Source organism: Curtobacterium oceanosedimentum (genome assembly GCF_040545555.1).
Classification (GTDB): domain Bacteria; phylum Actinomycetota; class Actinomycetes; order Actinomycetales; family Microbacteriaceae; genus Curtobacterium.
Genome location: NZ_JBEPMD010000001.1, coordinates 156,845 through 180,636 on the forward strand (window position 1 = coordinate 156,845; position 23,792 = coordinate 180,636).

Below are 23,792 nucleotides of genomic sequence, written 5' to 3' on the forward strand. Positions count from 1 at the left end.
CTGCCCGACCGCGGCGCCGACGGCGCGGCCTGCCGGCCGCCCGGTCGCCCGTGCCCGATCCGTCGTGGACCGCTCGCATCCGTCCTCCATCCGTCGCCCCGGGGGCCGTCGTGCGACCCCCGACGGCCCCCGCACGGGTGCCGTCGTCCCGATGCTATCCAGACGACGCACACAGCGGGTGGATGCTCGGACAACCTCCGGTGACGTCGGTCATCTGGAGGACTTGTACCCCGGACCGGGGTATGGTGGTGGCCATCGTTCGACGACGAACGGAAGGGGAAAGCGATGGAGCGTACGACGAGCACCGAGGTCGTCCCACTGGAGGACGGCTACCACCGCGTCTCGACACCGGCCAGCGGTGTCATCGGCTTCGTCCGTGAACAGGACGGCCGCTACGAGGTCCTCCGCGGGCGGGTCCGCCAGGCCACCCGGTCCGAGGGCGCCTACAGCACCATGAACGTCGCGCTCATCGCGCTCACGCACGCCTGACACGACCAACGGCCCCGCGCCGGACCGACGCTAGGCTCGCCGCGTGGTCCGTCCGTCAGGCGTCGTCCGGGTGACGATCGTACCCTCCGGCGCCGACCGGGAGGCCCTGGTCACCGCCGTCGCGTCGGCCCACCACGTCGACGAGGTCGCCGTGCGCACGGGGCGCCGCTGTCCGCACTGCGGTTCGACCGAGCACGGACGCCCCTGGGCGACGATCGCGGACCGCCCCGTCCCGGTGAGCCTCGCCCGGACACCCGCTCGCCGGCCCGGCGCGCCGGGCGTCACCGCGATCGCCGTCGTGACCGGCCCAGCCCGTGGCGTCGCGGTCGGCATCGACCTCGAACGGGTCGACCGGGTCGCGGCCGCCCCGCTCGACGTCTCCACGCCGGTCGAGGCCGCGCGGCTGCGGGACGACCACGACCGCGCGGCCGCCTGGGCCGTCAAGGAAGCGGTGCTGAAGCGGGACGGTCGAGGGCTGCGGGTCGACCCGGCCGCCGTCGAGGTCGACCTGGCCCGGGGCGCCGCCCGCTTCGCCCGCCGCGACCACCTCGTGACGGTCCGCTGGCCCGCGCCGGACACGGTGCTCGCCGTGGCGGCCGGCGGTCTGCCCGTGATCGTCGAGCACCGGATCGTCGACGGGCTCGTCGACGGGCTCGGCGACGGGCGTGGTGCCGGCGTCAGCGGCCCGGTCGGGTGAGCACCTCGACGCCGTCCTCGGTGATCGCGACGGTGTGCTCCGTGTGGGCGGTCCTCGCTCCGGTCGCGCTCCGCAGCGTCCACCCGTCCGGATCGGTGACCAGTTCGTCCGTGTCCGCCATCACCCAGGGCTCGAGCGCGAGGAGGAGACCCGGGCGCAGGGTGTAGCCCCGCCCGGGTCGACCGGTGTTCGCCACGTGCGGGTCCTGGTGCATCGTCGAGCCGATGCCGTGACCGCCGAACTCGGTGTTCACGGGGTACCCGGCGGCGGTCAGCACTCTGCCGATGGCGTGCGACACGTCCCCGGTCCGGACTCCCGGCCCCGCTGCGGCGATCCCGGCGGCGAGTGCTCGTTCGGTGGCCTCGATCAGGGCCGTGTCCGCGGGGTCGGCCCGCCCGACGACGAAGCTGATCGCGGCATCGGCGGCGATCCCGTCCAGGGTCACCGCGAGGTCGAGGGTGAGCAGGTCGCCGTCCGCGAGCGAGCGGTCGTGCGGCAGACCGTGGAGCACCGCGTCGTTCACCGCGGTGCAGACGTGGTGGCCGAAGGGTCCGCGACCGAACGACGGGGCGTAGTCGACGTAGCAGGAGACCGCGCCGGCGTCCTCGATCATGGTGCGGGCCCACCGGTCGACGTCGAGCAGGTTCGTGCCGACCGTCGTCCGTTCGCGGAGGGTCTGCAGGATCGTGCCGACGAGGGCGCCCGTGCGTCGGGCCCGGTCGACCTCGGCGGGGGAGAGGATCTCGATCATGCGGATGATCGTACCGGTACTGGTAGCCCGGTACTAGTATCGGCAGCATGGTCCGACTCCCGCTCAGCCCCGACGAGCTCGAACGCGGTCGCCGTCTCGGCGCGCTGCTCCGGAGCGCACGTGGCGACCGCTCGATCCTCGACGTGGCACTGGCCGCCGGCATCTCACCGGAGACCCTCCGCAAGGTCGAGACCGGCCGGATCGCGACCCCCTCCTTCGCGAGCATCGCCGCCGTCGCCGGGGTCGTCGGGCTGTCCCTCGACGCGCTCTGGGCCGAGGTGCACCCGCCGTCGCCCGAGGGGCCGACGGGCGGTGACGCGCCGGGTTCCCGCGTCGGGGCTGCACGCGTCTGGTCGTGACTACCCCGCGTCGGTCGCCGCGGCTCCGGGGACGCCCGGCTCGTCGATCCAGGGTCCGGTGACCCGACGCACCGAGAGCTCGGTGGTGCCGGCAGCGGCGGCGAAGGCGGCGTACACGTCCGTCGACGCGACCGAGCCGTGCCGGTGCGCGGCGCCGAGGCCGCGGAGCGCGGCGGTGAAGGCCGTGTCCCCGAAGGCCCGTCGGAGTGCGTGCAGGGCGAGGGCCCCGCGCTTGTAGACCCGGTCGTCGAACATGTCGCGCGCGCCCGGGTCGGCGACCACCAGGTCCTGCGGACCGGCGAGGAGCGCCTGCCGGTGCCGTTCCGCCAGCACGTCGGCGGAGTCACCCCCGCGGTGCTCCGACCACAGCCACTCGGCGTAGCAGGCGAAGCCCTCGTGCAGCCAGATGTCCCGCCACCGGGCGGCCGTCACCGAGTTGCCCCACCACTGGTGTGCGAGCTCGTGCGCGATGAGCCGGTCGGTCCCGTGCTCGCCGTCGACGTGGTTCCGCCCGAACACCGCGAGGCCGTGGGCCTCGAGCGGGATCTCGAGCTCGTCGTCGGTGACCACGATGCCGTAGGACGAGAACGGGTACGGTCCGAACACGTCGCCGAACAGGGCGATCATGTCCGGGACCCGGCCGAAGTCCGTACGGACCGCCGTGGCCAGGTCGGCGGGGTGGTGCACGGTCACCGCCGGGGTCCCGCGCAGGGTCGTCGTGCGGTAGCGCCCGATCTGCACGGTGGCGAGGTACGTCGCCATCGGCTCGGTGACGGCGTAGGTCCAGGTCGTCCCGGCCCGAGCCCGCTCGCTGCCGAGCAGGTCGCCGTTCGCCACGACGTCGTAGCCGCTCTCGGCGGTGACCTCGAAGCGGTACGTGGCCTTGTCGTCCGGCCGGTCGTTGCACGGGAACCAGGAGGGTGCGCCGGTGGGCTGGGCGGCGACGATCACGCCGTCGGTCAGCTCCTCCCAGCCGATCTGCCCCCACGGACTCCGGAGCGGACGGGGTGCGCCGCGGTACCGGACGTGCACCGAGAACTCGGCCCCGGCGGCGATCGGAGCGGCCGGCGTCACGGTGACCTTGTGGGTGCCGGTGGAGACCTTCGCCGCACGGGTGCCGTCGACGTCGACGCGGTCCACCCGCAGCCCGTGCAGGTCGAGCACGATGCGGTCGAGCGCGACGACGGCACGGCCGGTGACGGTGGCGGTGGCGTCGAGGCGGTTCGTCGCGACGCGGTAGCCGAGGCGCAGGTCGTAGTGCTGCGCGCTCCACCGCCGGTCGCCGCTGTGCGGGGTGTACGGGTCGGCGTCGGGGTTCGGCTTCACGGTGTCGTCGAGTCTGCCACGGCCCCGGACCCGACGGCGGAGCCGGTGCGGTCTCGGTCCGCTCCCGCGGGCTCGGCCGGTGCCGTCGGCGCGGACGTCCACGGGGCGATCGGGTTCCCGGCCCAGCGGGTGCCACCGGGAACCTGCTCGCCGCGCATCACGAGCGAGCCCGCCCCGACGGTCGCACTCGTCCCGATCCCGGAGGCGGGCAACGCGACGCTGTGCGGGCCGAGGGTCGCACCGTCGTCGAGCCGCACCGTGTCGAGCTGCATGACCCGGTCGTGGAACAGGTGCGTCTGCACGACCGTGCCCCGCGCGACCGCGGCTCCGTCGCCGATCGCCACGAGGTCGGCCTCCGGCAGCCAGTACGTCTCGATCCAGGTGCCGCGACCGATACGTGCGCCCAGGCTCCGCAACCACGCGGCGAGTGCGGGCGTTCCGAGGGCCTGCTCGGCGAACCACGGGCGCGCCACCGTCTCGACGAAGGTGTCCTGCACCTCGTTGCGCCAGACGAAGGACGACCACAGCGGGTGCTCCCGGGCGTCGATCCGTCCGACGAACACCCACTTCGCGAGCGTGGAGACCACGGCCGCCACCGCACCGGCCACGATGAGCACCGGGCCGGCGAGCAGCACCGTCCAGCCGATCCCGACGGCCGACCAGAGCGCGAGCAGGGTCCCGGCGACGCCGAGGGCGATCGCCGCGGACACCATCGGGGCGAGCAGGCGGAGCAGCTCCCAGCACCCGCGCGCGACCTTGAGCCGCCGGGGCGGGCGGAACGTCCGTGCCTCGTCGAACTCCGTGGTGGCACGGCGCAGCCGGACGGGCGGCGATCCGAGCCACGACGACCCGCGCTTCGCCTTCCTCGGCACGGCGGAGAGGACGGCCACGAGCGCCTCGCGCGGGACCGACCGTCCCGCGCCGGTCATCCCGGAGTTCCCGAGGAACGCCCGGCGACCGACCTTCGAACGGCCGATCCGGACGTACCCGCCACCGAGCTCGTAGGTGGCGACCATGGTGTCGTCGGCCAGGAAGGCCCCGGACGCGATCTGCGTCAGCGACGGGATGAGCAGCACCGTCGAGATCTCGGTGTCCCGCCCGACGCGTGCGCCGAGGAGTCGCAGCCAGAGCGGGGTGACGAGCGAGGCGTACAGCGGGAAGAGCAGCGTCCGGGCGGCGTCGAGCACCCGCTCGGTGCACCAGGCCTGCCAGCCCGGGCGCGACCGCACGGGGTGCCGTCCCTCGTGCAGCCCGAGCGCGAGGAGCCGCACCGCTGCCACCACGAGCACGGCGTACACGAGTCCCGCGACGATCGTGGCCAGCGGGACCGCCGCCAGCGCGCGCAGCACGGCCGCACCCAGGGTGCCGGCGGGCCCGACGAGCGTGATCGCGACGGCCAGCCCCGCGGTGACGCCGACGACGGGCAGACCGGCCACGACGACCGACCCGACCCCGTACGCGACGAGCCACCGACGTCGGGCCGGGGGACGTGCCTCCCGGCCGTGGCGCGCCGAGCCGACGCGCTCGGCGGGCGAGCCCGCCCACCGTTCCCCGTCGGGGACCCGGTCGGTGACGGCGGAGCCGGGCTCGACCTCGGCACCCGCGCCGACGTGGGCTCCGGGGAGCAGCGTGGAGCGGCTGTGCACCACCGCGTCGGCGTCGACGCGCACGTGACCCAGGCGGAAGACGTCCCCGTCGACCCAGTGCCCGGCGAGGTCCACCTCGGGTTCGATCGACGCACGCTTGCCGACGCTGAGCATCCCGGTGACGGGCGGCAGGGTGTGCAGGTCGACGTCGCGGCCGATGCGGGCACCGAGCGCGCGGGCGTAGTAGCTGATCCACGGGGCGCCCGCGGTGGACGGGCCGTCGACGGCCTCGGCGACCCGTTCGGCGAGCCAGACCCGGACGTGCACCGACCCGCCCCGCGGGTGGTCGCCGGGGCGGACGCCGACGAGCAGCAGCCTTGCGAGCACCACCGTGACCGCCATCTTGCCGATCGGCGTGACGAAGAGGAGCAGCGCGACGACGAGGGCCCACCACGGCAGGACCGGCAGCACCGGCAGGGTCGTCGCGTGCAGGACCGCCGCGACGAGCGCCGTCCAGGTCAGGACGCGCAGGCCCCGCAGCACCTGGACGGGCAGCCCGAGCAGCGTGAGCAGCAGGCCGGTCGTCGGTGGGACCGGGCGCACGGGAGGCCGCGCGGCCGCAGCGGGACCGGCGTCGTCGAGCGCGTCGGCGAGGGCGCCGATGCGGGGGTGGTCGTACACGTCCGACACGGTCGTGGTGGGGAAGCGCTCGCGGATCGCCGACACGAGCTGTGCGGCGGTGAGTGACCCGCCGCCGTGCGCGAAGAAGTCGTCGTCGACGCTCGTGACCGGGACCCCGAGGATCGCGGACCAGCGCTCCGCGATCCACGCCACGGTGTCGGGCAGCAGCGCCGCGTCCGTCGCCCCGGGCAACGGCCAGGGGAGCGCTGCGCGGTCGACCTTGCCCGAGGTCCGCGTGGGCAGGGCGTCGACGACGGCCAGGAGCGGTACGAGGGCGGCGGGCAGTTCCTCGCGCAGGCGGGCGTTCGCCGCGGCGGTGTCGATCTCGGTGCCGGAGACGGGGGCGACGTATCCGACGAGCACCTGGTTGCCGGCCGGTGTGCGCTGGACGACCGCCGCGCCGCCGGCGACTCCGTCGAGGCCCTGCAACGCCGCGTCGACCTCCCCGAGCTCGATCCGGCGACCGCCGAGCTTCACCTGGTCGTCGGCGCGGCCCTGGAAGACGAGACCCTCCGGTTCGTAGCGGACGAGGTCACCGCTCCGGTACGCCCGGTCCCACCCGAGCTCGGGGAACGCTGCGTACTTCTCGGCGTCCTTCGCCGGGTCGAGGTACCGGCCGAGTCCGACCCCGCCGATCACGAGCTCGCCGACACCGCCGGGCGCGACGCGCTGCCCCTGCTCGTCGACGACCGCGAGGTCCCACCCGTCGAGCGGCAGGCCGATCCGCACCGGCTGGCTGCCGTCCATCAGGGACCCGCAGGCGACGACGGTGGCCTCGGTCGGGCCGTAGGTGTTCCAGAGCTCCCGGTCGCGTGAGGCGATGCGGGCGGCCAGCTCGGGCGGGCAGGCCTCGCCGCCGAAGACCACCAGGCGCACCTGCTCCAACGCGTCGTCGGGCCACAGTGCGGCGAGCGTCGGGACCGTCGACACGACGGTGATCGTGTGCGCGATGAGCCACGGGCCGAGGTCGACCCCGGTGCGGACGAGCGACCGCGGTGCCGGCACGAGGCACGCACCGTGCGCCCACGCGAGCCACATCTCCTCGCACGAGGCGTCGAACGCGACGCTGAGACCGGCGAGCACGCGGTCGCCCGGACCGAGCGGGGCGCCCTGCAGGAACATCCGCGCCTCGGCGTCGACGAACGCCGCGGCGGAGCGGTGCGTCACGGCGACGCCCTTCGGCACCCCCGTCGAACCGGAGGTGAAGATCACCCAGGCGTCGTCGTCGGTGGTCGGGGTCGCGGCCCGCGCGTCCGGGTCGACGACCGGTGCGGGCGCGGCGTCCGGCGCGCCGCTCGACCGCAGGACCCCGCCGGCGCCGATCACCCCGAAGACGGCGGCCTCGCCGAAGACCAGCGCGGCGCGTTCCTCGGGGTCGTCCGCGTCGACGGGCACGTAGGCGGCGCCGGCGGCCAGCACGGCGAGGATCGACAGGTACAGGTCACGGGCACCCGAGGGGATCCGCACGCCGACACGGTCGCCGCGGCACACCCCGCGCGTGGCGAGGTCGTCGGCCTGCTCCCGGACCAGTCGGAGGAGCGTCGCGTAGTCGAGGGAGCCCGCGGGGTCCTCGAGTGCGAGGGCGTCGGGCGTGGCGCGTGCGGTCGCCTCGAGGACGTCGACCAGGGTGCGGGGGTCGGGTGCGTACTGGCCGCGGGCGAGGGGTGCCTGGGTGTCCGTGGTGCCGGTGCTCATCGGCGCGGATCATACTGACGCCGGGTGTCGCCCCCGCGAACGAGGAGTGGCCGGCAGCCTGGCGGCCCATCGAGCAGGACCTGACGGACGCGACCACGGGTGACGGTCGCCACAGGCGACATCGCGCGCGGCCGATCGAGCCCGACGTGGGGGACGCAACCACGGGGGACGGTCGCCGAAGGCGACATCGCGCAACGCAGACCGAGCCTGACGTGTCGGACGCGACCTCGGGGGAAAGTCGCCGAAGGCGACATCGCGCGCGGCCGATCGAGCGAAGCGAGAACGTCCGCTTGCGCGGGAATGTGACTGTGCCCCCAGGAGGATTCGAACCTCCGCCCCTGCCTCCGGAGGGCAGTGCTCTATCCCCTGAGCTATGGGGGCTCGTGGGTGAGATCAACCGTAGCAGGTCCCGCGAGCCGGTCCCGACAGCGCGTGTCGCGTCCGTGTCGCGACGACCGCCGGACGGGAGGCACGGCTCTTGCCCGCACCGCGCCTCCCGTCCGACCGGTGGTGGCGTCAGCCCGCCGGGCTGGCCGACGCGGTCGGCTGCAGCACCGCGCGCACCGCGTCCACGACGGGCTGTGCTCCACCCGGCTCGGTGTAGAGCGTCGACTCGGTGGTGACCCAGTAGGGGTCGGGGAAGGCGTCCGCGCGGCCGACGCCGTCGTCGAGTGCGTAGTACCCCTCGACGCGGTAGGTCGGCACGGAGCCGCCGCGCTCGTAGAGGGCGTCCTTCAGGGTCGTGAGCGACTTCTCAGGCAGGTGCGCCACGGCGAGCGTGATCATGGTCGAGGGGTCGTCGGTGGCGACGAGGTGGCAGACCCGGCCACGCTGGCGCGCGATCGTCGCGGCCGGCGTGCCCTTCGCGGGCGTCCACGACGTGTCCAGCTCGAAGGTCTTCCCGTAGACCGCGAGGGTGCTCGTGGGGAGCAGCTCGGCGCACGTCTGCCGCACGGCGGTTCCGATCGGGGTGGGACTCGCGCTCGGAGCTGCGTCGCCGGACCCGCCCATGCACCCGGCCAGGAGGACGGCGGCGGACACGGTGAGCAGGGCGACGGTGATCGCCCGGGCACGGCTGCGGGAGGTCATCCAGCCATGATGCTGCACGGCGTCCGGCACCGGCCCGCGAGGCACCTGGGCGTCCCGGTAGACTCGACCCTCGTGACTCCTGCCGAACTCTCCGCCGCGTACCTGTCGATCCTGACCGGGATCGTCGAGCGACGAGGTGCGTCCGACACCGTGACGATCGGGGAGTCCCACGTGGCCCTCGAGCGGCCGAAGAACCGTGCGCACGGCGACTGGGCCTCGAACGCGGCCATGCAGCTCGCGAAGCGCCTCGGCACGAACCCGCGTGAGCTCGCGACCGAGATCGCCGGCGAGCTGACCGAGCTCGACGGCGTCGCGTCCGTCGACGTCGCCGGCCCCGGCTTCATCAACATCACGCTCGAGGCCGCCGCCGCCGGTGAGATCGCCCGCACGATCGTCGACCAGGGCGTCGCGTTCGGGCACGGCGACCTGTACGAGGGCGTGTCGATCGACCTCGAGTTCGTGTCCGCGAACCCGACCGGTCCGATCCACATGGGTGGTGTCCGCTGGGCCGCCGTCGGTGACTCGCTGGCCCGCGTGTTCGAGGCCCAGGGCGGACTCGTCACCCGCGAGTACTACTTCAACGACCACGGTGCGCAGATCGACCGGTTCGCCCGGTCGCTCGTCGCGTCGGCGCTGGGGGAGCCCACGCCGGAGGACGGCTACGGCGGTGCGTACATCGGCGAGATCGCGGCGCGCGTCATCGCCACGCTGCCCGCAGGCACCGACGTCCGCGACCTGCCGCGCGACGAGGCCCAGGAGCTCTTCCGCCGCGAGGGCGTCGAGTTCATGTTCGCCGACATCAAGTCCTCGCTGCACGACTTCGGCGTCGACTTCGACGTCTACTTCCACGAGAACTCGCTGCACGAGTCGAAGGCCGTCGAGCGCGCCATCGAGCGGCTGCAGTCCCTCGGCAAGATGTACGAGGCCGAGGGGGCGCTCTGGCTCCGGACGACCGACTTCGGCGACGACCGCGACCGCGTCGTGATCAAGTCGGACGGGCAGCCGGCGTACATCGCGGGCGACCTGGCGTACTACCTCGACAAGCGCGAGCGCGGGTTCGAGCGGAACCTGATCATGCTCGGCGCGGACCACCACGGCTACGTCGGCCGCATGATGGCGATGTGCGCGGCGTTCGGTGACGAGCCCGGCAAGAACCTCGAGATCCTCATCGGCCAGATGGTGAACCTGCTCAAGGACGGCCAGCCCTTCCGCATGTCGAAGCGCAACGGCACGATCGTGTCGATGGAGGACCTCGTCGAGGCGGTCGGTGTCGACGCCGGTCGCTACGCCCTCGTGCGGTTCGCGAGCGACACCTCGATCGACATCGACCTCGACCTGCTCACGAAGCGGACCAACGACAACCCGGTCTTCTACGTGCACTACGCCCACGCCCGCACGCAGTCGGTCGCCCGCAACGCTGCGGCCTCGGGCGTCGACCGCTCGGCGTTCGACGCGTCCCTGCTCACGCACGAGACGGAGAGCGCGCTCCTCGGCGCCCTCGCCGAGTACCCGCGCGTGGTGCGTCAGGCCGCCGAGCTCCGCGAGCCGCACCGCATCGCGCGGTACATCGAGCAGCTCGCCGGGCTGTACCACCGCTGGTACGACTCCTGCCGCGTGACGCCGCTCGGCGACGAGGCCGTGTCGGACCTGCACCGCACCCGACTCTGGCTGAACGACGCCACCGGGCAGGTCGTCCGGAACGGCCTGGGCCTGGTCGGTGTGAGCGCGCCCGAGCGCATGTAGCTGCTGCGGCGCGCCCGGCGCCCGCAACCCGCCCACCGGGCGCACACCGCGCCTCCAGGCCGGCCACGGGGAGCACCTGGCAGGGTGGGACGATGTCCTCCGCCACCGCGCCCTCCCGGAAGCGCCGTCGCTGGCCCGTCGTCCTCGTCGTCCTGGTGCTCGTGCTCGCCGCGCTGGTGGTCGTCGCCGAGTTCGTCCTGCGGGGCGTCGTCGACCGGATCATCGCGGACCAGGTCGAGCAGTCCCTGCCGGAGGGTGCCACCGGCGAGGTCACCGCGCACGCCGAGGGCATCGTCCTCCCGCAGCTGCTCGCCGGCACGCTCGACCGCGTCGACATCACCTCGGACCGCCTGACCGTCGACGGTGTCCCGCTCGCCGCCGACGTCACCGCACGCGACGTCCCGGTCGACGGCAAGGGCGACGTCCACGACGTCGACGGCCACGTGACCCTCGCCGCGACGAGCGTGAAGGACCTGGCGAAGTACAGCCCGCTGTTCGAGCGGCTCCGGCTCGTCGACGACGGTGTCGAGCTCTCCGGGTCGACCGCGGTGCTCGGCTACGACATCAGCTACGCCGCCACCGGCGACGTGGTCGCGCAGCAGGACGGCCGCGGCGTCACCATCACCCCGCAGAGCGTCCGCATCACGAACTCAGCGCTCGGCCTGCGGGTCGACAGCATCCCGGGCGTCACGGGCGTCCCGGTGCAGGTCTGCACGGCGCAGTTCCTCCCGGAGCAGCTCCGGGTCCGGTCCGTCGACGTCACCGCCGAGCAGGCCACCGTCCGGGTCACCGCGGACGCGCTGCCGCTCACCGAGCAGGGACTCCGCACGGTCGGCAGCTGCGGCTGACGCCCGTGCGTCGGGCTCGTGGACGGTGGACGTAACACCGGCCTGGAGGCCCGCCCCGGCTCGGTAGGATCGGGTCCCGTGAGCGCCAACCCCCTTGCCCCGCCGCGGCTGCGGTTCCCCGCCGACGCCTCCGCGCTGACCGCGCGGATCTGGCCGGCGTCCGCGACGCGGACGGACGACGGCGAGCTCGCGGTCGGCGGCATCACGGCGTCGGACCTGGTCGCCCGGTTCGGTTCCCCGCTCTACGTCGTCGACGAACGCGACGTCCAGGCCCGCGCAGCCCGGGTCCGGACGGCGTTCACCGAGGCCTTCGCCCGGATCGGCACGCGGGCGCACGTCTACTACGCCGCGAAGGCGTTCCTCACGACCCAGGTCGCCGCGTGGATGACCGGTGCCGGACTCCGCCTCGACGTCTGCACCGCCGGCGAGCTCGCGGTCGCGCTGGCCGGGGGTGCGGACCCGGCGCTGCTCGGCTTCCACGGCAACGACAAGTCGGACGCCGAGATCGCCCGTGCCGTCGAGGTCGGGCTCGGCACGATCGTGCTCGACAGCCACGAGGAGATCGGCCGCGTCGCGCGTGCGGCCGCCCACGCGGGCACGGTCCAGCGCGTGCGCATCCGGATCAACAGCGGGGTGCACGCCTCGACGCACGAGTACCTCGCCACCGCGCGCGAGGACCAGAAGTTCGGCATCCCCCTGTCCGAGGCCGTCGACGCCGCGGCCGCGGTCCGGTCCGAGCCGTCGCTCGCGTTCGTCGGGCTGCACTCGCACATCGGCTCGCAGATCTTCGACGAGTCCGGCTTCCGCGAGGCCGCGCGACGGCTGATGGACGTGCACGCCGAGCTGGTGGCGTCCGGCCCGGTGCCGGAGCTCAACCTCGGCGGCGGCTGGGGGATCGACTACACCGAGGCGGACGAGGCGTTCGCGCCCGAGGACGTCGCCGACGCCCTCGCGACGATCGTCGCCGACGCCTGCACGGAGCGGGGCATCCCCGTGCCGGAGATCGCCGTCGAGCCCGGTCGGTACATCGTCGGCCCGGCCGGCACGACGCTCTACCGCGTCGGCACGATCAAGCCCGTGACGCTGGAGACCGAGGACGGCTCGTCGGCGACGCGCACGTACGTCTCGGTCGACGGCGGCATGAGCGACAACGCCCGGCCCGCGCTGTACGGCGCCGACTACACGGCCCGGCTCGCCCGCAGCTCGGACGCCCCGGCGGTCCTGACGCGCGTGGTCGGGAAGCACTGCGAGTCGGGCGACATCGTGGTGAACGACGAGTACCTGCCCGGCGACGTGCACCGGGGCGACCTGCTCGCCGTCGCGGCGACCGGCGCCTACTGCTGGTCGCTCGCGAGCAACTACAACCACGTCGGCCGTCCGCCGGTCGTCGCGGTCGCGGACAGCACAGCCCGTATCCTCGTCCGTGGCGAGTCGATCGACGACCTGCTCGCCCGCGACACGGGGGTCGTCGCCGGCTGACGCCGCTGACCCCGACCGACCGGGCTGCCGCCCGCCCCACAGGAATGCGCACCACATGATCGAATACCGCAACGTCCGCGTCGCGCTGCTCGGAGCCGGCTCCGTCGGTTCCCAGGTGGCGCGCCTGCTCCTCGAGCACGGCGACGAGCTGGCCTCGCGTGCCGGTGCCGGGCTCGAGCTCGTCGGCATCGCGGTGCGGGACCTCGACGCGCCCCGTGACGTGGACCTGCCGAAGGAGCTCTTCACGACCGACGCGCAGTCGCTCATCCTCGGCGCGGACATCGTCGTCGAGCTGATCGGCGGCATCGAGCCGGCGCGCACCCTGGTGCTCCAGGCGCTGCAGTCCGGCGCGGACGTCGTCACGGGCAACAAGGCGCTCCTCGCCACGCACGGGCCGGAGCTCTTCGCCGCGGCCGAGCAGGTCGGTGCACAGCTCTACTACGAGGCCGCCGTCGCCGGGGCGATCCCGATCATCCGGCCGCTGCACGACTCGCTCGCGGGCGACCGCATCGAGCGGATCATGGGCATCGTCAACGGCACGACGAACTTCATCCTCGACCTGATGGACCGCGAGGGCTCGACCTTCGAGGCTGCCCTGGCGACCGCGACGGAGCTCGGGTACGCCGAGGCCGACCCGACCGCCGACGTCGAGGGCTACGACGCCGCGCAGAAGGCCGCGATCCTGGCCTCGCTCGCGTTCCACACCTCGGTGCCGCTCGCCGCCGTGCACCGTGAGGGGATCACCTCGGTCACGATCGAGCAGGTCCGCGCCGCACGCAAGGCCGGCTACGTCGTGAAGATCCTCGCGACCGCTGAGCGCCTCACCGACGAGGACGGCGTCGAGGGCGTCAGCGCGCGGGTCTACCCGGCGCTCGTGCCGGAGTCGCACCCGCTCGCGAGCGTGCACGGGGCGAAGAACGCCGTGTTCGTCGAGGCCGAGGCCGCCGGTGACCTCATGTTCTACGGCGCCGGTGCGGGTGGCGTCGAGACCGCGTCGGCCGTGCTCGGCGACCTGGTGTCCGCCGCTCGTCGGCACGTCATCGGCGGCCCGGGCATCGCGGAGTCGACCCAGTCGGCCCTGCCCGTCTTCCCGATCGGCACCGTCCGGACCCGTTACCAGATCACGCTGCACGTGGCCGACGCCCCCGGCGTGCTGTCGACCGTCGCCGGCGTGCTCGCGGCGCACGGCGTCAGCGTCGAGACCGTCGAGCAGTCCGCCGCGACCGACCCGGGCGACGGCAACGCCGGCACCGCGACCCTCGTCATCGGCACGCACCTCGCCCGCGAGTCCGACCTGGCCGCCACGGTCGTCGCCCTCCGGAACGAGGACGTCGTCGTCGAGATCACCAGCGTCCTGCGGGTGGTCGGGGCCTAGCCCCGCACCGTCCGTCCCCGACTGCACAACACCGAACAAGGAGAGCCTGATGGCCCACCAGTGGCAGGGAGTCCTGCGCGAGTACGCCGACCGTCTCGACGTCACCGAGGCGACGCCCGTCGTGACCCTCGGCGAGGGCGGCACGCCGCTCATCCCGGCCCGACGCCTCTCCGAGCGCACCGGCGCCGAGGTGTACGTCAAGTTCGAGGGCATGAACCCGACCGGGTCGTTCAAGGACCGCGGCATGACGATGGCGATCTCGAAGGCCGTCGAGCACGGCGCGAAGGCCGTCATCTGTGCCTCGACGGGCAACACCAGCGCCTCGGCCGCCGCGTACGCCACCCACGCGGGCATCACCGCCGCGGTGCTCGTGCCCGAGGGCAAGATCGCGATGGGCAAGCTCAGCCAGGCCGTCGCGCACGACGCCCAGCTGCTGCAGGTGCAGGGCAACTTCGACGACTGCCTCGACATCGCGCGCGACCTCGCGGCGAACTACCCGGTGCACCTGGTCAACTCGGTCAACAACGACCGCATCGAGGGCCAGAAGACGGCCGCGTTCGAGGTCGTCGACGTGCTCGGCGACGCCCCGGACTTCCACTTCCTGCCGGTCGGCAACGCGGGCAACTACACCGCGTACTCCCGCGGGTACCGCGAGGACGTCGCCGCCGGCCGCTCGACGAGGATGCCCCGCATGTTCGGGTTCCAGGCGGCCGGATCCGCACCCATCGTCTCGGGCGAGGTCGTCCGTCACCCGGACACCATCGCCTCCGCCATCCGCATCGGCAACCCGGCGTCGTGGCAGTACGCGCTCGAGGCGCGCGACGAGACCGACGGCTACTTCGGCGCGATCACCGACGAGGGGATCCTCGCCGCGCACCGCATCCTGTCCGCCGAGGTCGGCGTCTTCGTCGAGCCCGCGTCGGCGATCGGTGTCGCCGGTCTGCTCGAGCGTGCGGACGCCGGTGTCGTCCCGCAGGGCGCGAAGGTCGTCATCACGGTGACGGGCCACGGCCTGAAGGACCCGCAGTGGGCCCTCCGCACCGAGGACGGCGGCGAGGTCGCCCCGACGAGCGTGCCGGTCGACACGAAGTCGGTCGCCGAGGTGCTCGGACTGGTCGGCTCCGCGTGAGCGTCGACCGCTCGTCCGGACCGGGGGAGGGCGTGACCGCCCGCAGTGCTGTACCGGCCGGACGGGCGGTCCGTGTGCGGGTCCCGGCCACCTCCGCGAACCTGGGGCCCGGCTTCGACTCGCTCGGCCTGGCGCTGTCGGTCTACGATGAGGTCGTCGTGCGCGTCCGCCCGGAGCCCGGCGCGACCGTGACGGTCGAGGGCGTCGGTGCCGGTGAGGTCGCCACCGACGAGTCGAACCTCGTGGTGCGGGCCGTCCGCCGTGGCCTCGAGCACGCCGGGGTGGAACAGCCCGGGCTCGAGCTGCACGCCGTGAACGCGATCGCGCACGGACGCGGCATGGGCTCGTCCGCGGCGGCGATCGTCGCCGGACTGATGGCGGCCCGTGGCCTGCTCGAGGGGGTCGTCGACCTCGACGCGTCGACGCTCCTCACCCTGGCGACCGAGATGGAGGGCCACCCCGACAACGTCGCGCCGGCGCTGTTCGGCGGCCTGACGATCGCGTGGATGACGGCCGAGGGTCCAGCGGTCAAGCGCCTGCTCGTGCACCGCGGTGTCTCGCCGGTGGTCTTCGTGCCGGCCTCGACGCTGTCGACGAAGCTCGCCCGGTCCCTGCAGCCCGCGAGCGTGCCCCACGAGGACGCCGCGTTCAACGTGTCCCGCTCGGCGCTGCTCGTCGCCGCCCTCATCCAGAGCCCGGAACTCCTGCTCGCCGCGACCGAGGACCGGCTGCACCAGTCGTACCGCGCCAGTGCGATGCCGGAGACCGACGCGCTGATCGGCCTGCTCCGGCAGCACGGTCTCGCCGCGGTGGTGTCCGGAGCGGGTCCGAGCATGCTGGTGCTGGGCAGCGACCCGTCGCAGCGCCTGACCGCGGCCGACCTGGTGTCGCGACACGCGCAGTCCGACTGGCGGGCGCTCATGCTGGCCGTCGACCTCGGTGGTGCTACAGTGGTGCCGCACTCGGCGCTCGAAGCCGATCCAGCGTAGGCGCACAGGCCGATCCGAACCGGATCCGTCGGCGCTGGCGCAGGGTCCGGTGCGCGGGGGCACTCTCTTTCAGATCACCGAATCCCGGTCCGTCGTCTGAACGGCGGTCGCAGCGCACCCATGCGCCGGGACGGTGGAAACTCTCCGCGTTCTGCGGTTCGAAAGGAAACACCGACCTTGACGAACGTCAACGACTCCACCCAGGTGGAGATCCCCAGCGACCTGCGCGCGCTCCGCCTGCCGGAGCTCCAGCGCATCGCTTCCTCGCTCGGCATCACGGGGCTCTCGAAGCTCCGCAAGGGCGACCTCATCGCCTCGATCGAGGACAAGCGTCCCGCGACCGACGACGCCGCTCCTGCTGCGGAGGCCCCGGCTGCCGAGGCACCCGCCGCGGCGCAGCCCGCGGCCGCCGAGCAGGACGCCCCCACCGAGCAGCCGACCCTCGCCGCCCCGGCGACCTCGCCGGCAGCCGACGCCGCCGCCGGACAGCAGGCGACGGAGCAGGCACCCGAGCAGACGACCGAGCAGGTCGCCGAGCCCCGCGGTCGCCGTTCGCGTCGTGCATCCTCGGCCGGCACGGTGAGCGCCGCGCCGACCTCGGCTGCCGAGCACACCAACCACGGCCACACCGGCACCGAGGACCTGCTCGCGGGTCTCGACCAGGTCCGCGCCGAGAAGGACGCCGAGGAGGCCGCGCAGTCCGGCCGTCGTCGCGGCCGTCGCGGTGGCCAGGACACGGCACAGCCGGCCCAGCAGGACGAGACGCAGCAGGACGCCAGCCAGGAGGCTCACGCGGCCTCGACCGAGCAGCCCACGTCCGCCCCGGAGCAGGACGACCAGGCCGACCAGCAGGGCGAGGGCGGCTCGCGCCGCGGTCGTCGCAGCCGTGGTCGCGGTCGTGGTCGCGGGCAGAACGCCGAGGGTGCCGAGCAGCAGAACGGCGGCCAGCAGAACGGCGGCCAGCAGAACGGCGGCCAGCAGGACGCCTCGCAGCAGAAGCAGGGCGGCAAGCAGGACGAGCAGAAGTCCGGCGACGCCAAGCAGGACGACCGCCAGCAGAACGGTCAGCAGAAGCAGAACGGCCAGCAGCAGAACGGCCAGCAGAAGCAGAACGGCCAGCAGCAGAACGGCCAGCACGGCGACGAGGCCGAGACCGGTCGCGGTCGTCGCCAGCGTGACCGCAAGCGCGGCCGTGGTGGCCAGAACGACGAGTTCGAGCCGGAGATCACCGAGGACGACGTCCTCATCCCGATCGCGGGCATCCTCGACGTCCTCGACAACTACGCCTTCGTCCGCACGACCGGTTACCTGCCGGGCCCGAGCGACGTCTACGTGTCCCTCGGCCAGGTGAAGAAGTACCACCTGCGCAAGGGCGACGCGATCGTCGGCGCCATCAAGCAGCCGCGTGACAACGAGCAGCAGGCGCGCCAGAAGTACAACGCGCTCGTCAAGGTGGACTCGGTCAACGGCCAGACCGCGGACGAGGCAGCAGCCCGCGTCGAGTTCCACGACCTGACCCCGCTGTACCCGAACGAGCGCCTCCGCCTCGAGACCGAGCCGGCGAAGCTCAGCACGCGCATCATCGACCTCGTCGCACCGATCGGCAAGGGTCAGCGTGGCCTCATCGTCTCGCCGCCCAAGGCCGGCAAGACCGTCGTGCTGCAGGCCATCGCCAACGCGATCGCCAAGAACAACCCCGAGGCGCACCTCATGGTCGTGCTCGTGGACGAGCGACCCGAAGAGGTCACCGACATGCAGCGTTCGGTGAAGGGCGAGGTCATCGCCTCGACCTTCGACCGTCCGGCCGAGGACCACACCACGGTCGCCGAGCTCGCCATCGAGCGCGCGAAGCGCCTGGTCGAGCTGGGCCACGACGTGGTCGTGCTCCTCGACTCGATCACCCGCCTCGGTCGCGCCTACAACCTGGCGACGCCGGCCTCGGGCCGCGTGCTGTCCGGCGGCGTCGACTCCGCTGCGCTGTACCCGCCGAAGCGCTTCTTCGGCGCCGCGCGCAACATCGAGGACGGCGGCTCGCTGACCATCCTCGCGACCGCGCTCGTCGAGACCGGCTCCAAGATGGACGAGGTCATCTTCGAGGAGTTCAAGGGCACCGGCAACATGGAGCTCCGCCTCAACCGGCACCTCGCCGACAAGCGGATCTTCCCGGCCGTCGACATCAACGCATCGGGCACGCGCCGCGAGGAGCAGCTGCTCTCCGCCGACGAGGTCAAGATCACGTGGCGGCTGCGTCGTGCCCTCGCCGGGCTCGACCCGCAGCAGGCGCTCGACGTCGTCCTCCGCAACCTCAAGGAGACGCAGTCGAACGTCGAGTTCCTGGTCCAGGTGCAGAAGTCGGTCCCCACGACCGGCGGTCGCCACGACGGCCACCAGGAGTAACGCGTGTTCGAGTCGGTAGCGGGGCTGCTGGCGGAACACGAGGACCTGACACAGCAGCTGTCGGACCCCGCGCTCCACGCCGATGCGGCCCGTGCCAAGAAGGTGAACCGGCGGTACGCCGAGCTGAGCCAGATCAAGGCGGCGTACGAGTCCTGGCAGGCGGCGGGGGAGGACCTCGCCGCCGCCCAGGAGCTCGCCCGCGAGGACGAGTCGTTCGCCGACGAGGTCCCCGCGCTCGAGGAGCAGCTGACGGAGCGCCAGGAGCGCCTCCGTCGGTTGCTCATCCCGCGCGACCCCGACGACGGCCGTGACGTCATCATGGAGATCAAGGGCGGCGAGGGCGGCGAGGAGTCCGCGCTGTTCGCCGCCGACCTCCTGCGCATGTACTCGCACTACGCCGAGGCGAAGGGCTGGAAGGTCGAGCTCCTCGAGCGGACCGAGTCCGACCTGGGCGGCTACAAGGACGTCCAGGTCGCGATCAAGTCGAACGCGACCGACCCGTCGCAGGGCGTCTGGGCGCACCTGAAGTACGAGGGCGGCGTGCACCGCGTGCAGCGCGTGCCGGCCACCGAGTCGCAGGGACGCATCCACACGTCGACCACCGGCGTGCTCGTCTTCCCCGAGGTGGACGAGCCCGAGGAGGTCCAGATCAACCAGAACGACCTCAAGATCGACGTCTACCGGTCGTCCGGCCCCGGTGGTCAGTCCGTCAACACCACCGACTCCGCGGTCCGCATCACCCACCTGCCCACGGGCATCACGGTGGCGATGCAGAACGAGAAGTCCCAGCTGCAGAACCGCGAGGCCGGCATGCGCGTCCTGCGCGCCCGCATCCTCGCCCGGCAGCAGGAGGAGCTCGACGCCATCGCCTCGGACGCGCGCAAGTCGCAGATCCGCGGCATGGACCGCTCGGAGCGCATCCGCACGTACAACTTCCCGGAGAACCGCATCGCGGACCACCGCACCGGGTACAAGGCGTACGACCTGGACCGCGTGATGAACGGTGCGCTCGAGCCCGTCGTCCGGTCTGCCATCCAGGCGGACGAAGAGGCACGCCTGGCCGCCATCGGCGACCAGGACGCGTGACCGACGGACCCACGGACGGACGGGAGGCCCTGGTCGCCCCCGTCCCGTCCGCCGCGGATCGCCTGCTCGACCAGGCGACCGCGGCGCTCGTGGCGTCCGGCGTCCCGACGCCGCGCGTGGACGCCGAGCTGCTGCTCGCGTGGGCGACGGACACCTCCCGGGGCGCGGTGCAGGCGCGGGCGATGACCGGGGGAGCGATCGCCCCGGGACACGTCGAGCGCTTCCGCCACGCGGTCGCCCGCCGCGTCACGCGCGAACCGCTGCAGCACATCACCGGGCAGGCCCACTTCCGCGCGCTGACACTCGCGGTCGGACCGGGCGTGTTCGTGCCCCGGCCCGAGACCGAGGGCGTCGTGCAGTTCGGCATCGACGCGCTCCGGGCCACCGCGGTGCCGTCGCCCGTCGCGGTCGACCTGGGGTCCGGCAGTGGTGCGATCGCCATCGCGATGGACACCGAGGTGCCGAACGCCGTCGTGTACGCGGTGGAGCGGTCTCCCGAGGCACTGCCCTGGACCCGCCGCAACGTCGATGCCCACGGCGGCACGGTCCGGCTCGTCGAGGGTGACCTCGCCGACGCGCTCCCCGAGCTCGACGGCACGGTGTCGGTCGTGGTGTCCAACCCGCCGTACGTGCCCGACGACATGGTGCCCGTCGACCCGGAGGTCCGCGACCACGACCCGGCGCTCGCGCTGTACGGGGGAGCGGACGGCCTCGACGCCGTCCGGGCGCTCACCGAGACGGCCTGGCGGCTCCTCGTGCCGGGCGGGCTGCTCGTCGTCGAGCACGCCGAGCAGCAGGGCGCCGGTGTGCGCGACGTGCTCGCGCGCCGGGGGTTCCGGTCCCCGGAGACGCACGTCGACCTGACGGGACGCGACCGCACGACCACCGCGACCCGCTAGGTGGAGCCGCCCGGCGCCTCCCGGCCGGCCTCCCGGATCAGGCGGTGGCGACCCGCTCCTGGGCCGCGACGAAGGCGAGCACCGCCTCGCGCAGGTCGGTGTGCTCCTCGACCAGGACCGCGTGGATGCCGACACCGCGGGCCGCCTCGACGTTGACCGGCATGTCGTCGGCGAAGAAGGTGCGCGCGGCCGGGACGCCGTGGTGGGCGAGGGCCCGGACGAACACCTCGGGCTCGGGCTTGCGCGCCCCGAAGTTGCTCGTCGTGTCGAGGTGGTCGCCGAAGAGCGGGGGCAGCGACGGCGCCCAGCGGCCGATCCAGCGGCCGGCGAGCGGACCGTTGTTCGTGAGCAGGCCGACGCGCCCGTGCTCGGACGCGATCCGGACCGCCTCGACGCGCTCGGGCAGTTCCGTCATCGCCGCGCCGCGGATGCGGGCCCAGTCGGCCTCTGGCACCGCGCACCCCATCGCCTCGGTGAAGGCGGCGAGGTAGGCGTCCCCGTCGGCGAAGTGTCCCGCCTCGGCGCGGGACTCGTGGCCGCGGTCCCACCAGCGTCGGCGGAGCTCCTCGAAGGAGTGCCCGGTGTACTCGCCCAGGGCCGCCATGCGGACCCGCCAGTCGTACCGGACGAGCACGTCGTCCATGTCGAAGAGGAACAGGAGTCGGGGCGCGGGCGTCTCGTTCACGATGCCGTCCATTGTGGCGCACTATCATCGTCGAGTCATGGCCTCCCGATACGACTGCACCGACCCCGACGGGCTCCTGACCGGGATGCGGCTCGCACGTGCCGCGCTCGGACGGGGAGAACTCGTCGTCGTCCCCACCGACACCGTGTACGGCGTCGCCGCGGACGCCTTCAGCGCGACCGCCGTCCAGCGCCTGCTCGACGCGAAGGGACGGACCCGCCAGTCGCCGCCCCCGGTGCTCATCCCCGGACCGCCGACGCTCGAGGCGCTGGCCACCGAGATCCCGCAGCAGGTGCGCGACCTCGTCGACGAGTTCTGGCCCGGTGGGCTGACCGTGATCCTGCGCGCGCAGCCGTCGCTCGACTGGGACCTGGGGGAGACCCGCGGGACCGTCGCGCTCCGCATGCCCGACTCGCGCATCGCCCTCGAACTGCTGCAGGAGGTCGGGCCGCTCGCGGTGTCGTCCGCGAACTCGACCGGCGACCCGGCCGCGATGGACGTCGACCAGGCCGAGTCGATGCTCGGTGACAGCGTGTCCGTGTACCTCGACGGGGGACCCCTCGCGGTGCACCAGGGCTTCGCCGCCTCGACCGGGTCCACGATCGTCGACGCGACCGGCCTGTCGACCGGCGGGAAGCTGACCATCGTCCGGCACGGGGTGATCGCCGACGAGGACATCGTCCGGGTCGTCGGAGCCGACCTCGTCACGTGAAGTACTACCTGCTCGCCGGGGCCATCGCGGCCGTGGTGAGCTTCGTCTGCAGCTGGGCCGTGTGGAAGCTCGGTCTGCGCTACGGCTGGTACCCGAAGGTCCGGGAGCGCGACGTGCACCGCACGCCCACCCCGCGGCTCGGCGGGATCGCGATGTACCTCGGCGTGATCGTGTCGCTGCTGGCGGCGTGGTTCCTGTTCCCGTCGATCGCGGGCACCGACTACTTCAGACTGGTCTTCTCGGAGCCCGGGCGCGTGATCGCGGTGCTCGCGGGCGCCACGATCATCGTGGTGCTCGGGGTCGCGGACGACATCTGGGACCTCGACTGGATGACGAAGCTCGCCGGGCAGATCATCGCCGCGGGCATCCTGGCCTGGCAGGGCGTCGCGATCGTGTCCCTGCCGATCGGCAACACGCTCGGGGTCGGCTCGTCCTACATGAGCCTGATCTTCACCGTGCTCGCGGTGGTGCTCGTGATGAACGCGGTGAACTTCATCGACGGACTGGACGGCTTGGTCGCCGGCGTCGCGATCATCGCCGGCGGGGTGTTCTTCCTCTACACGTTCTTCATCAACCGCGTGGTCGTGCAGACGGAGTTCTTCTTCAACCTGCCGTCGTTGCTCACGGCGGTCCTGGTCGGTGCCTGCTGCGGCTTCCTCGTCCTCAACTGGCACCCGGCGAAGCTCTTCATGGGCGACGCGGGTGCGCTGCTCGTCGGGTTCCTGATGGCCACGAGCGCCGTCTCCGTCACCGGCAACATCGACCCCGCCGTCATCTCGACACGCCAGGCCCTGCTGCCGGCGTTCATCCCGATCCTGCTGCCCTTCGCGATCCTGATCGTGCCGATCCTCGACTTCGGGCTCGCCGTCACCCGGCGGCTGAGCGCGGGCAAGTCGCCGTTCTCGGCCGACCGGAAGCACCTGCACCACCGCCTGCTCGACATGGGGCACTCGCACTTCCACGCGGTGCTCATCTTCTACGCGTGGACCGCCACCGTCGCCGTGGGGTGCCTGCTGTTCCTGTTCGTCGAGTGGTACTGGGTGGTCACCGTCGTCGCCGTGGGCTTCACGGTCTGCGCGATCGCCACCTTCGCCCCGCTCGGCCGGAAGCGCGCCGAGTTCGCCGCGCAGGCGGCCACCCGCTCGAACACCGTCGTCGACGCCAGCCTCGATCCGCTCGACCGCGCCGCCAACGACCGAACCATCCCGGGAGACCCCTCGTGACCGCACCGAACGCCCTCGACCACGTCCGGCCGGTGTTCCGCCGGATCCTCCTCTGGGCGGGCGTCCTCGCGGTCGCCCTGGCCGTCGTCGGGGGAGTCGTCGGACTCGTCGTCGCGGGGGTGCCCGGGCTCCTCGGGGGCCTGCTCGGCGCCGTGCTCAGCGTGGTGTTCCTCGGGCTCACCGCGGTCTCCGTGCTCGTGGCGCTGCGGGTGTCGAAGGGACAGATGATCTCCGGTGCCTTCTTCGGCATCGTGATGGGGACCTGGATCCTGAAGTTCGTGCTCTTCCTGGTCGTCCTCATCGCGCTGCGCGACCGTGCCTGGCTGGACTTCCCCGTGCTGGCCGTCGTCATCATCGTGGGTGTCGTCGGCTCGCTCGTGATCGACGTCGTCGCGGTCGCGAAGGCCCGCATCCCGATCGGTGTCTCCCTGCCCGGCGACGACGGGGGATCCGCGTCCGGCGGCTCCGCCACCGCTGGGAACGACACCCCCCGCCCCTGAGAGCCCGAGAAGCCTCTCGCACCTGATAGGCTTCTCGAAGTCCGCGTCCGGAGC

20 protein-coding genes and 1 tRNA gene are annotated in these 23,792 nt (G+C 73.0%); 15 read left to right on the forward strand and 6 right to left on the reverse strand.

What is annotated here, in order from left to right; genetic code table 11:
• The first annotated feature begins 285 nt into the window (after window positions 1–285).
• Both ABIC52_RS00755 and ABIC52_RS00760 read left to right on the forward strand, forming a co-directional pair.
• Window positions 286–489, forward strand: a complete 204-nt coding sequence (locus ABIC52_RS00755) for a hypothetical protein (protein ID WP_058729997.1) — start codon at window positions 286–288, stop codon at window positions 487–489.
• Window positions 490–532: 43 nt separating this feature from the next.
• Complete coding sequence (locus ABIC52_RS00760; RefSeq protein WP_354026384.1) at window positions 533–1,186, forward strand: 4'-phosphopantetheinyl transferase family protein; 654 nt, start codon at window positions 533–535, stop codon at window positions 1,184–1,186.
• Here the strand turns inward: ABIC52_RS00760 and map are convergent.
• A complete protein-coding gene (gene map, locus ABIC52_RS00765; RefSeq protein ID WP_354026385.1) occupies window positions 1,167–1,937 on the reverse strand; it encodes a type I methionyl aminopeptidase in 771 nt (256 codons plus the stop codon). The genes ABIC52_RS00760 and map overlap by 20 nt on opposite strands.
• A 47-nt stretch (window positions 1,938–1,984) precedes the next feature.
• Here map and ABIC52_RS00770 point away from each other — a divergent pair, with 47 nt between their 5' ends.
• A complete protein-coding gene (locus tag ABIC52_RS00770) occupies window positions 1,985–2,296 on the forward strand; it encodes a helix-turn-helix domain-containing protein (RefSeq protein ID WP_126892548.1) in 312 nt (103 codons plus the stop codon).
• Here the strand turns inward: ABIC52_RS00770 and ABIC52_RS00775 are convergent, their stop codons facing one another.
• The 4 genes from ABIC52_RS00775 to ABIC52_RS00790 all read right to left on the reverse strand — a co-directional run bounded on the left by ABIC52_RS00775 (window position 2,297) and on the right by ABIC52_RS00790 (window position 8,673).
• The gene (locus ABIC52_RS00775) at window positions 2,297–3,622 is read right to left on the reverse strand and encodes a M1 family metallopeptidase (RefSeq protein WP_126892547.1); all 1,326 of its coding nucleotides are present in this window, start codon (window positions 3,620–3,622) and stop codon (window positions 2,297–2,299) included.
• The gene (locus ABIC52_RS00780; RefSeq protein ID WP_354026386.1) at window positions 3,619–7,584 is read right to left on the reverse strand and encodes a Pls/PosA family non-ribosomal peptide synthetase; all 3,966 of its coding nucleotides are present in this window, start codon (window positions 7,582–7,584) and stop codon (window positions 3,619–3,621) included. The genes ABIC52_RS00775 and ABIC52_RS00780 overlap by 4 nt, the downstream gene beginning before the upstream one ends.
• A 309-nt stretch (window positions 7,585–7,893) precedes the next feature.
• Window positions 7,894–7,965, reverse strand: a tRNA-Arg gene (locus ABIC52_RS00785).
• A gap of 135 nt (window positions 7,966–8,100) precedes the next feature.
• Entirely contained in the window at window positions 8,101–8,673 is a 573-nt protein-coding gene (locus ABIC52_RS00790; protein WP_354026387.1) for a hypothetical protein, read from the reverse strand.
• 72 nt (window positions 8,674–8,745) lie between these two features.
• Between ABIC52_RS00790 and argS the strand changes: the two genes are divergently transcribed.
• From argS to prmC, 9 genes are all read left to right on the forward strand, one after another.
• Complete coding sequence (argS, locus tag ABIC52_RS00795; RefSeq protein WP_354026388.1) at window positions 8,746–10,416, forward strand: arginine--tRNA ligase; 1,671 nt, start codon at window positions 8,746–8,748, stop codon at window positions 10,414–10,416.
• A 92-nt stretch (window positions 10,417–10,508) separates the two neighbouring features.
• Window positions 10,509–11,264, forward strand: a complete 756-nt coding sequence (locus ABIC52_RS00800) for an LmeA family phospholipid-binding protein (RefSeq protein WP_126892269.1) — start codon at window positions 10,509–10,511, stop codon at window positions 11,262–11,264.
• Window positions 11,265–11,342: 78 nt separating this feature from the next.
• The gene (lysA, locus tag ABIC52_RS00805; protein ID WP_354026389.1) at window positions 11,343–12,743 is read left to right on the forward strand and encodes a diaminopimelate decarboxylase; all 1,401 of its coding nucleotides are present in this window, start codon (window positions 11,343–11,345) and stop codon (window positions 12,741–12,743) included.
• Window positions 12,744–12,798: 55 nt separating this feature from the next.
• On the forward strand, window positions 12,799–14,118 hold the full coding sequence (locus ABIC52_RS00810; RefSeq protein WP_354026390.1) for a homoserine dehydrogenase: 1,320 nt from the start codon (window positions 12,799–12,801) through the stop codon (window positions 14,116–14,118).
• Window positions 14,119–14,167: 49 nt separating this feature from the next.
• A complete protein-coding gene (gene thrC / locus ABIC52_RS00815) occupies window positions 14,168–15,247 on the forward strand; it encodes a threonine synthase (protein ID WP_058749850.1) in 1,080 nt (359 codons plus the stop codon).
• Window positions 15,248–15,279: 32 nt separating this feature from the next.
• The gene (thrB, locus tag ABIC52_RS00820) at window positions 15,280–16,236 is read left to right on the forward strand and encodes a homoserine kinase (RefSeq protein WP_126892273.1); all 957 of its coding nucleotides are present in this window, start codon (window positions 15,280–15,282) and stop codon (window positions 16,234–16,236) included.
• Between the two features lie 177 nt (window positions 16,237–16,413).
• Entirely contained in the window at window positions 16,414–18,633 is a 2,220-nt protein-coding gene (rho, locus tag ABIC52_RS00825; RefSeq protein ID WP_354026391.1) for a transcription termination factor Rho, read from the forward strand.
• Window positions 18,634–18,636: 3 nt separating this feature from the next.
• The gene (gene prfA, locus ABIC52_RS00830) at window positions 18,637–19,719 is read left to right on the forward strand and encodes a peptide chain release factor 1 (RefSeq protein ID WP_126891401.1); all 1,083 of its coding nucleotides are present in this window, start codon (window positions 18,637–18,639) and stop codon (window positions 19,717–19,719) included.
• Window positions 19,716–20,618 (forward strand): peptide chain release factor N(5)-glutamine methyltransferase, encoded by a 903-nt coding sequence (gene prmC / locus ABIC52_RS00835; RefSeq protein ID WP_435526048.1) that lies wholly within the window; start codon window positions 19,716–19,718, stop codon window positions 20,616–20,618. The genes prfA and prmC overlap by 4 nt, the downstream gene beginning before the upstream one ends.
• 37 nt (window positions 20,619–20,655) lie before the next feature.
• Here prmC and ABIC52_RS00840 read toward each other — a convergent pair whose 3' ends face one another.
• A complete protein-coding gene (locus ABIC52_RS00840; RefSeq protein WP_354026392.1) occupies window positions 20,656–21,315 on the reverse strand; it encodes an HAD family hydrolase in 660 nt (219 codons plus the stop codon).
• Window positions 21,316–21,340: 25 nt separating this feature from the next.
• Between ABIC52_RS00840 and ABIC52_RS00845 the strand changes: the two genes are divergently transcribed.
• From ABIC52_RS00845 to ABIC52_RS00855, 3 genes are read left to right on the forward strand one after another with little or no spacing between them, the layout of a single operon-like run.
• On the forward strand, window positions 21,341–22,015 hold the full coding sequence (locus tag ABIC52_RS00845) for an L-threonylcarbamoyladenylate synthase (protein ID WP_354026393.1): 675 nt from the start codon (window positions 21,341–21,343) through the stop codon (window positions 22,013–22,015).
• Window positions 22,012–23,238 carry an MraY family glycosyltransferase gene (locus ABIC52_RS00850; RefSeq protein ID WP_126891404.1) on the forward strand — a complete coding sequence of 409 codons (1,227 nt, stop codon included), beginning with the start codon at window positions 22,012–22,014 and terminating at the stop codon, window positions 23,236–23,238. The genes ABIC52_RS00845 and ABIC52_RS00850 overlap by 4 nt, the downstream gene beginning before the upstream one ends.
• Complete coding sequence (locus ABIC52_RS00855) at window positions 23,235–23,738, forward strand: Cg1360 family ATP-synthase-associated protein (protein ID WP_354026394.1); 504 nt, start codon at window positions 23,235–23,237, stop codon at window positions 23,736–23,738. The genes ABIC52_RS00850 and ABIC52_RS00855 overlap by 4 nt, the downstream gene beginning before the upstream one ends.
• Window positions 23,739–23,792: the final 54 nt, after the last annotated feature.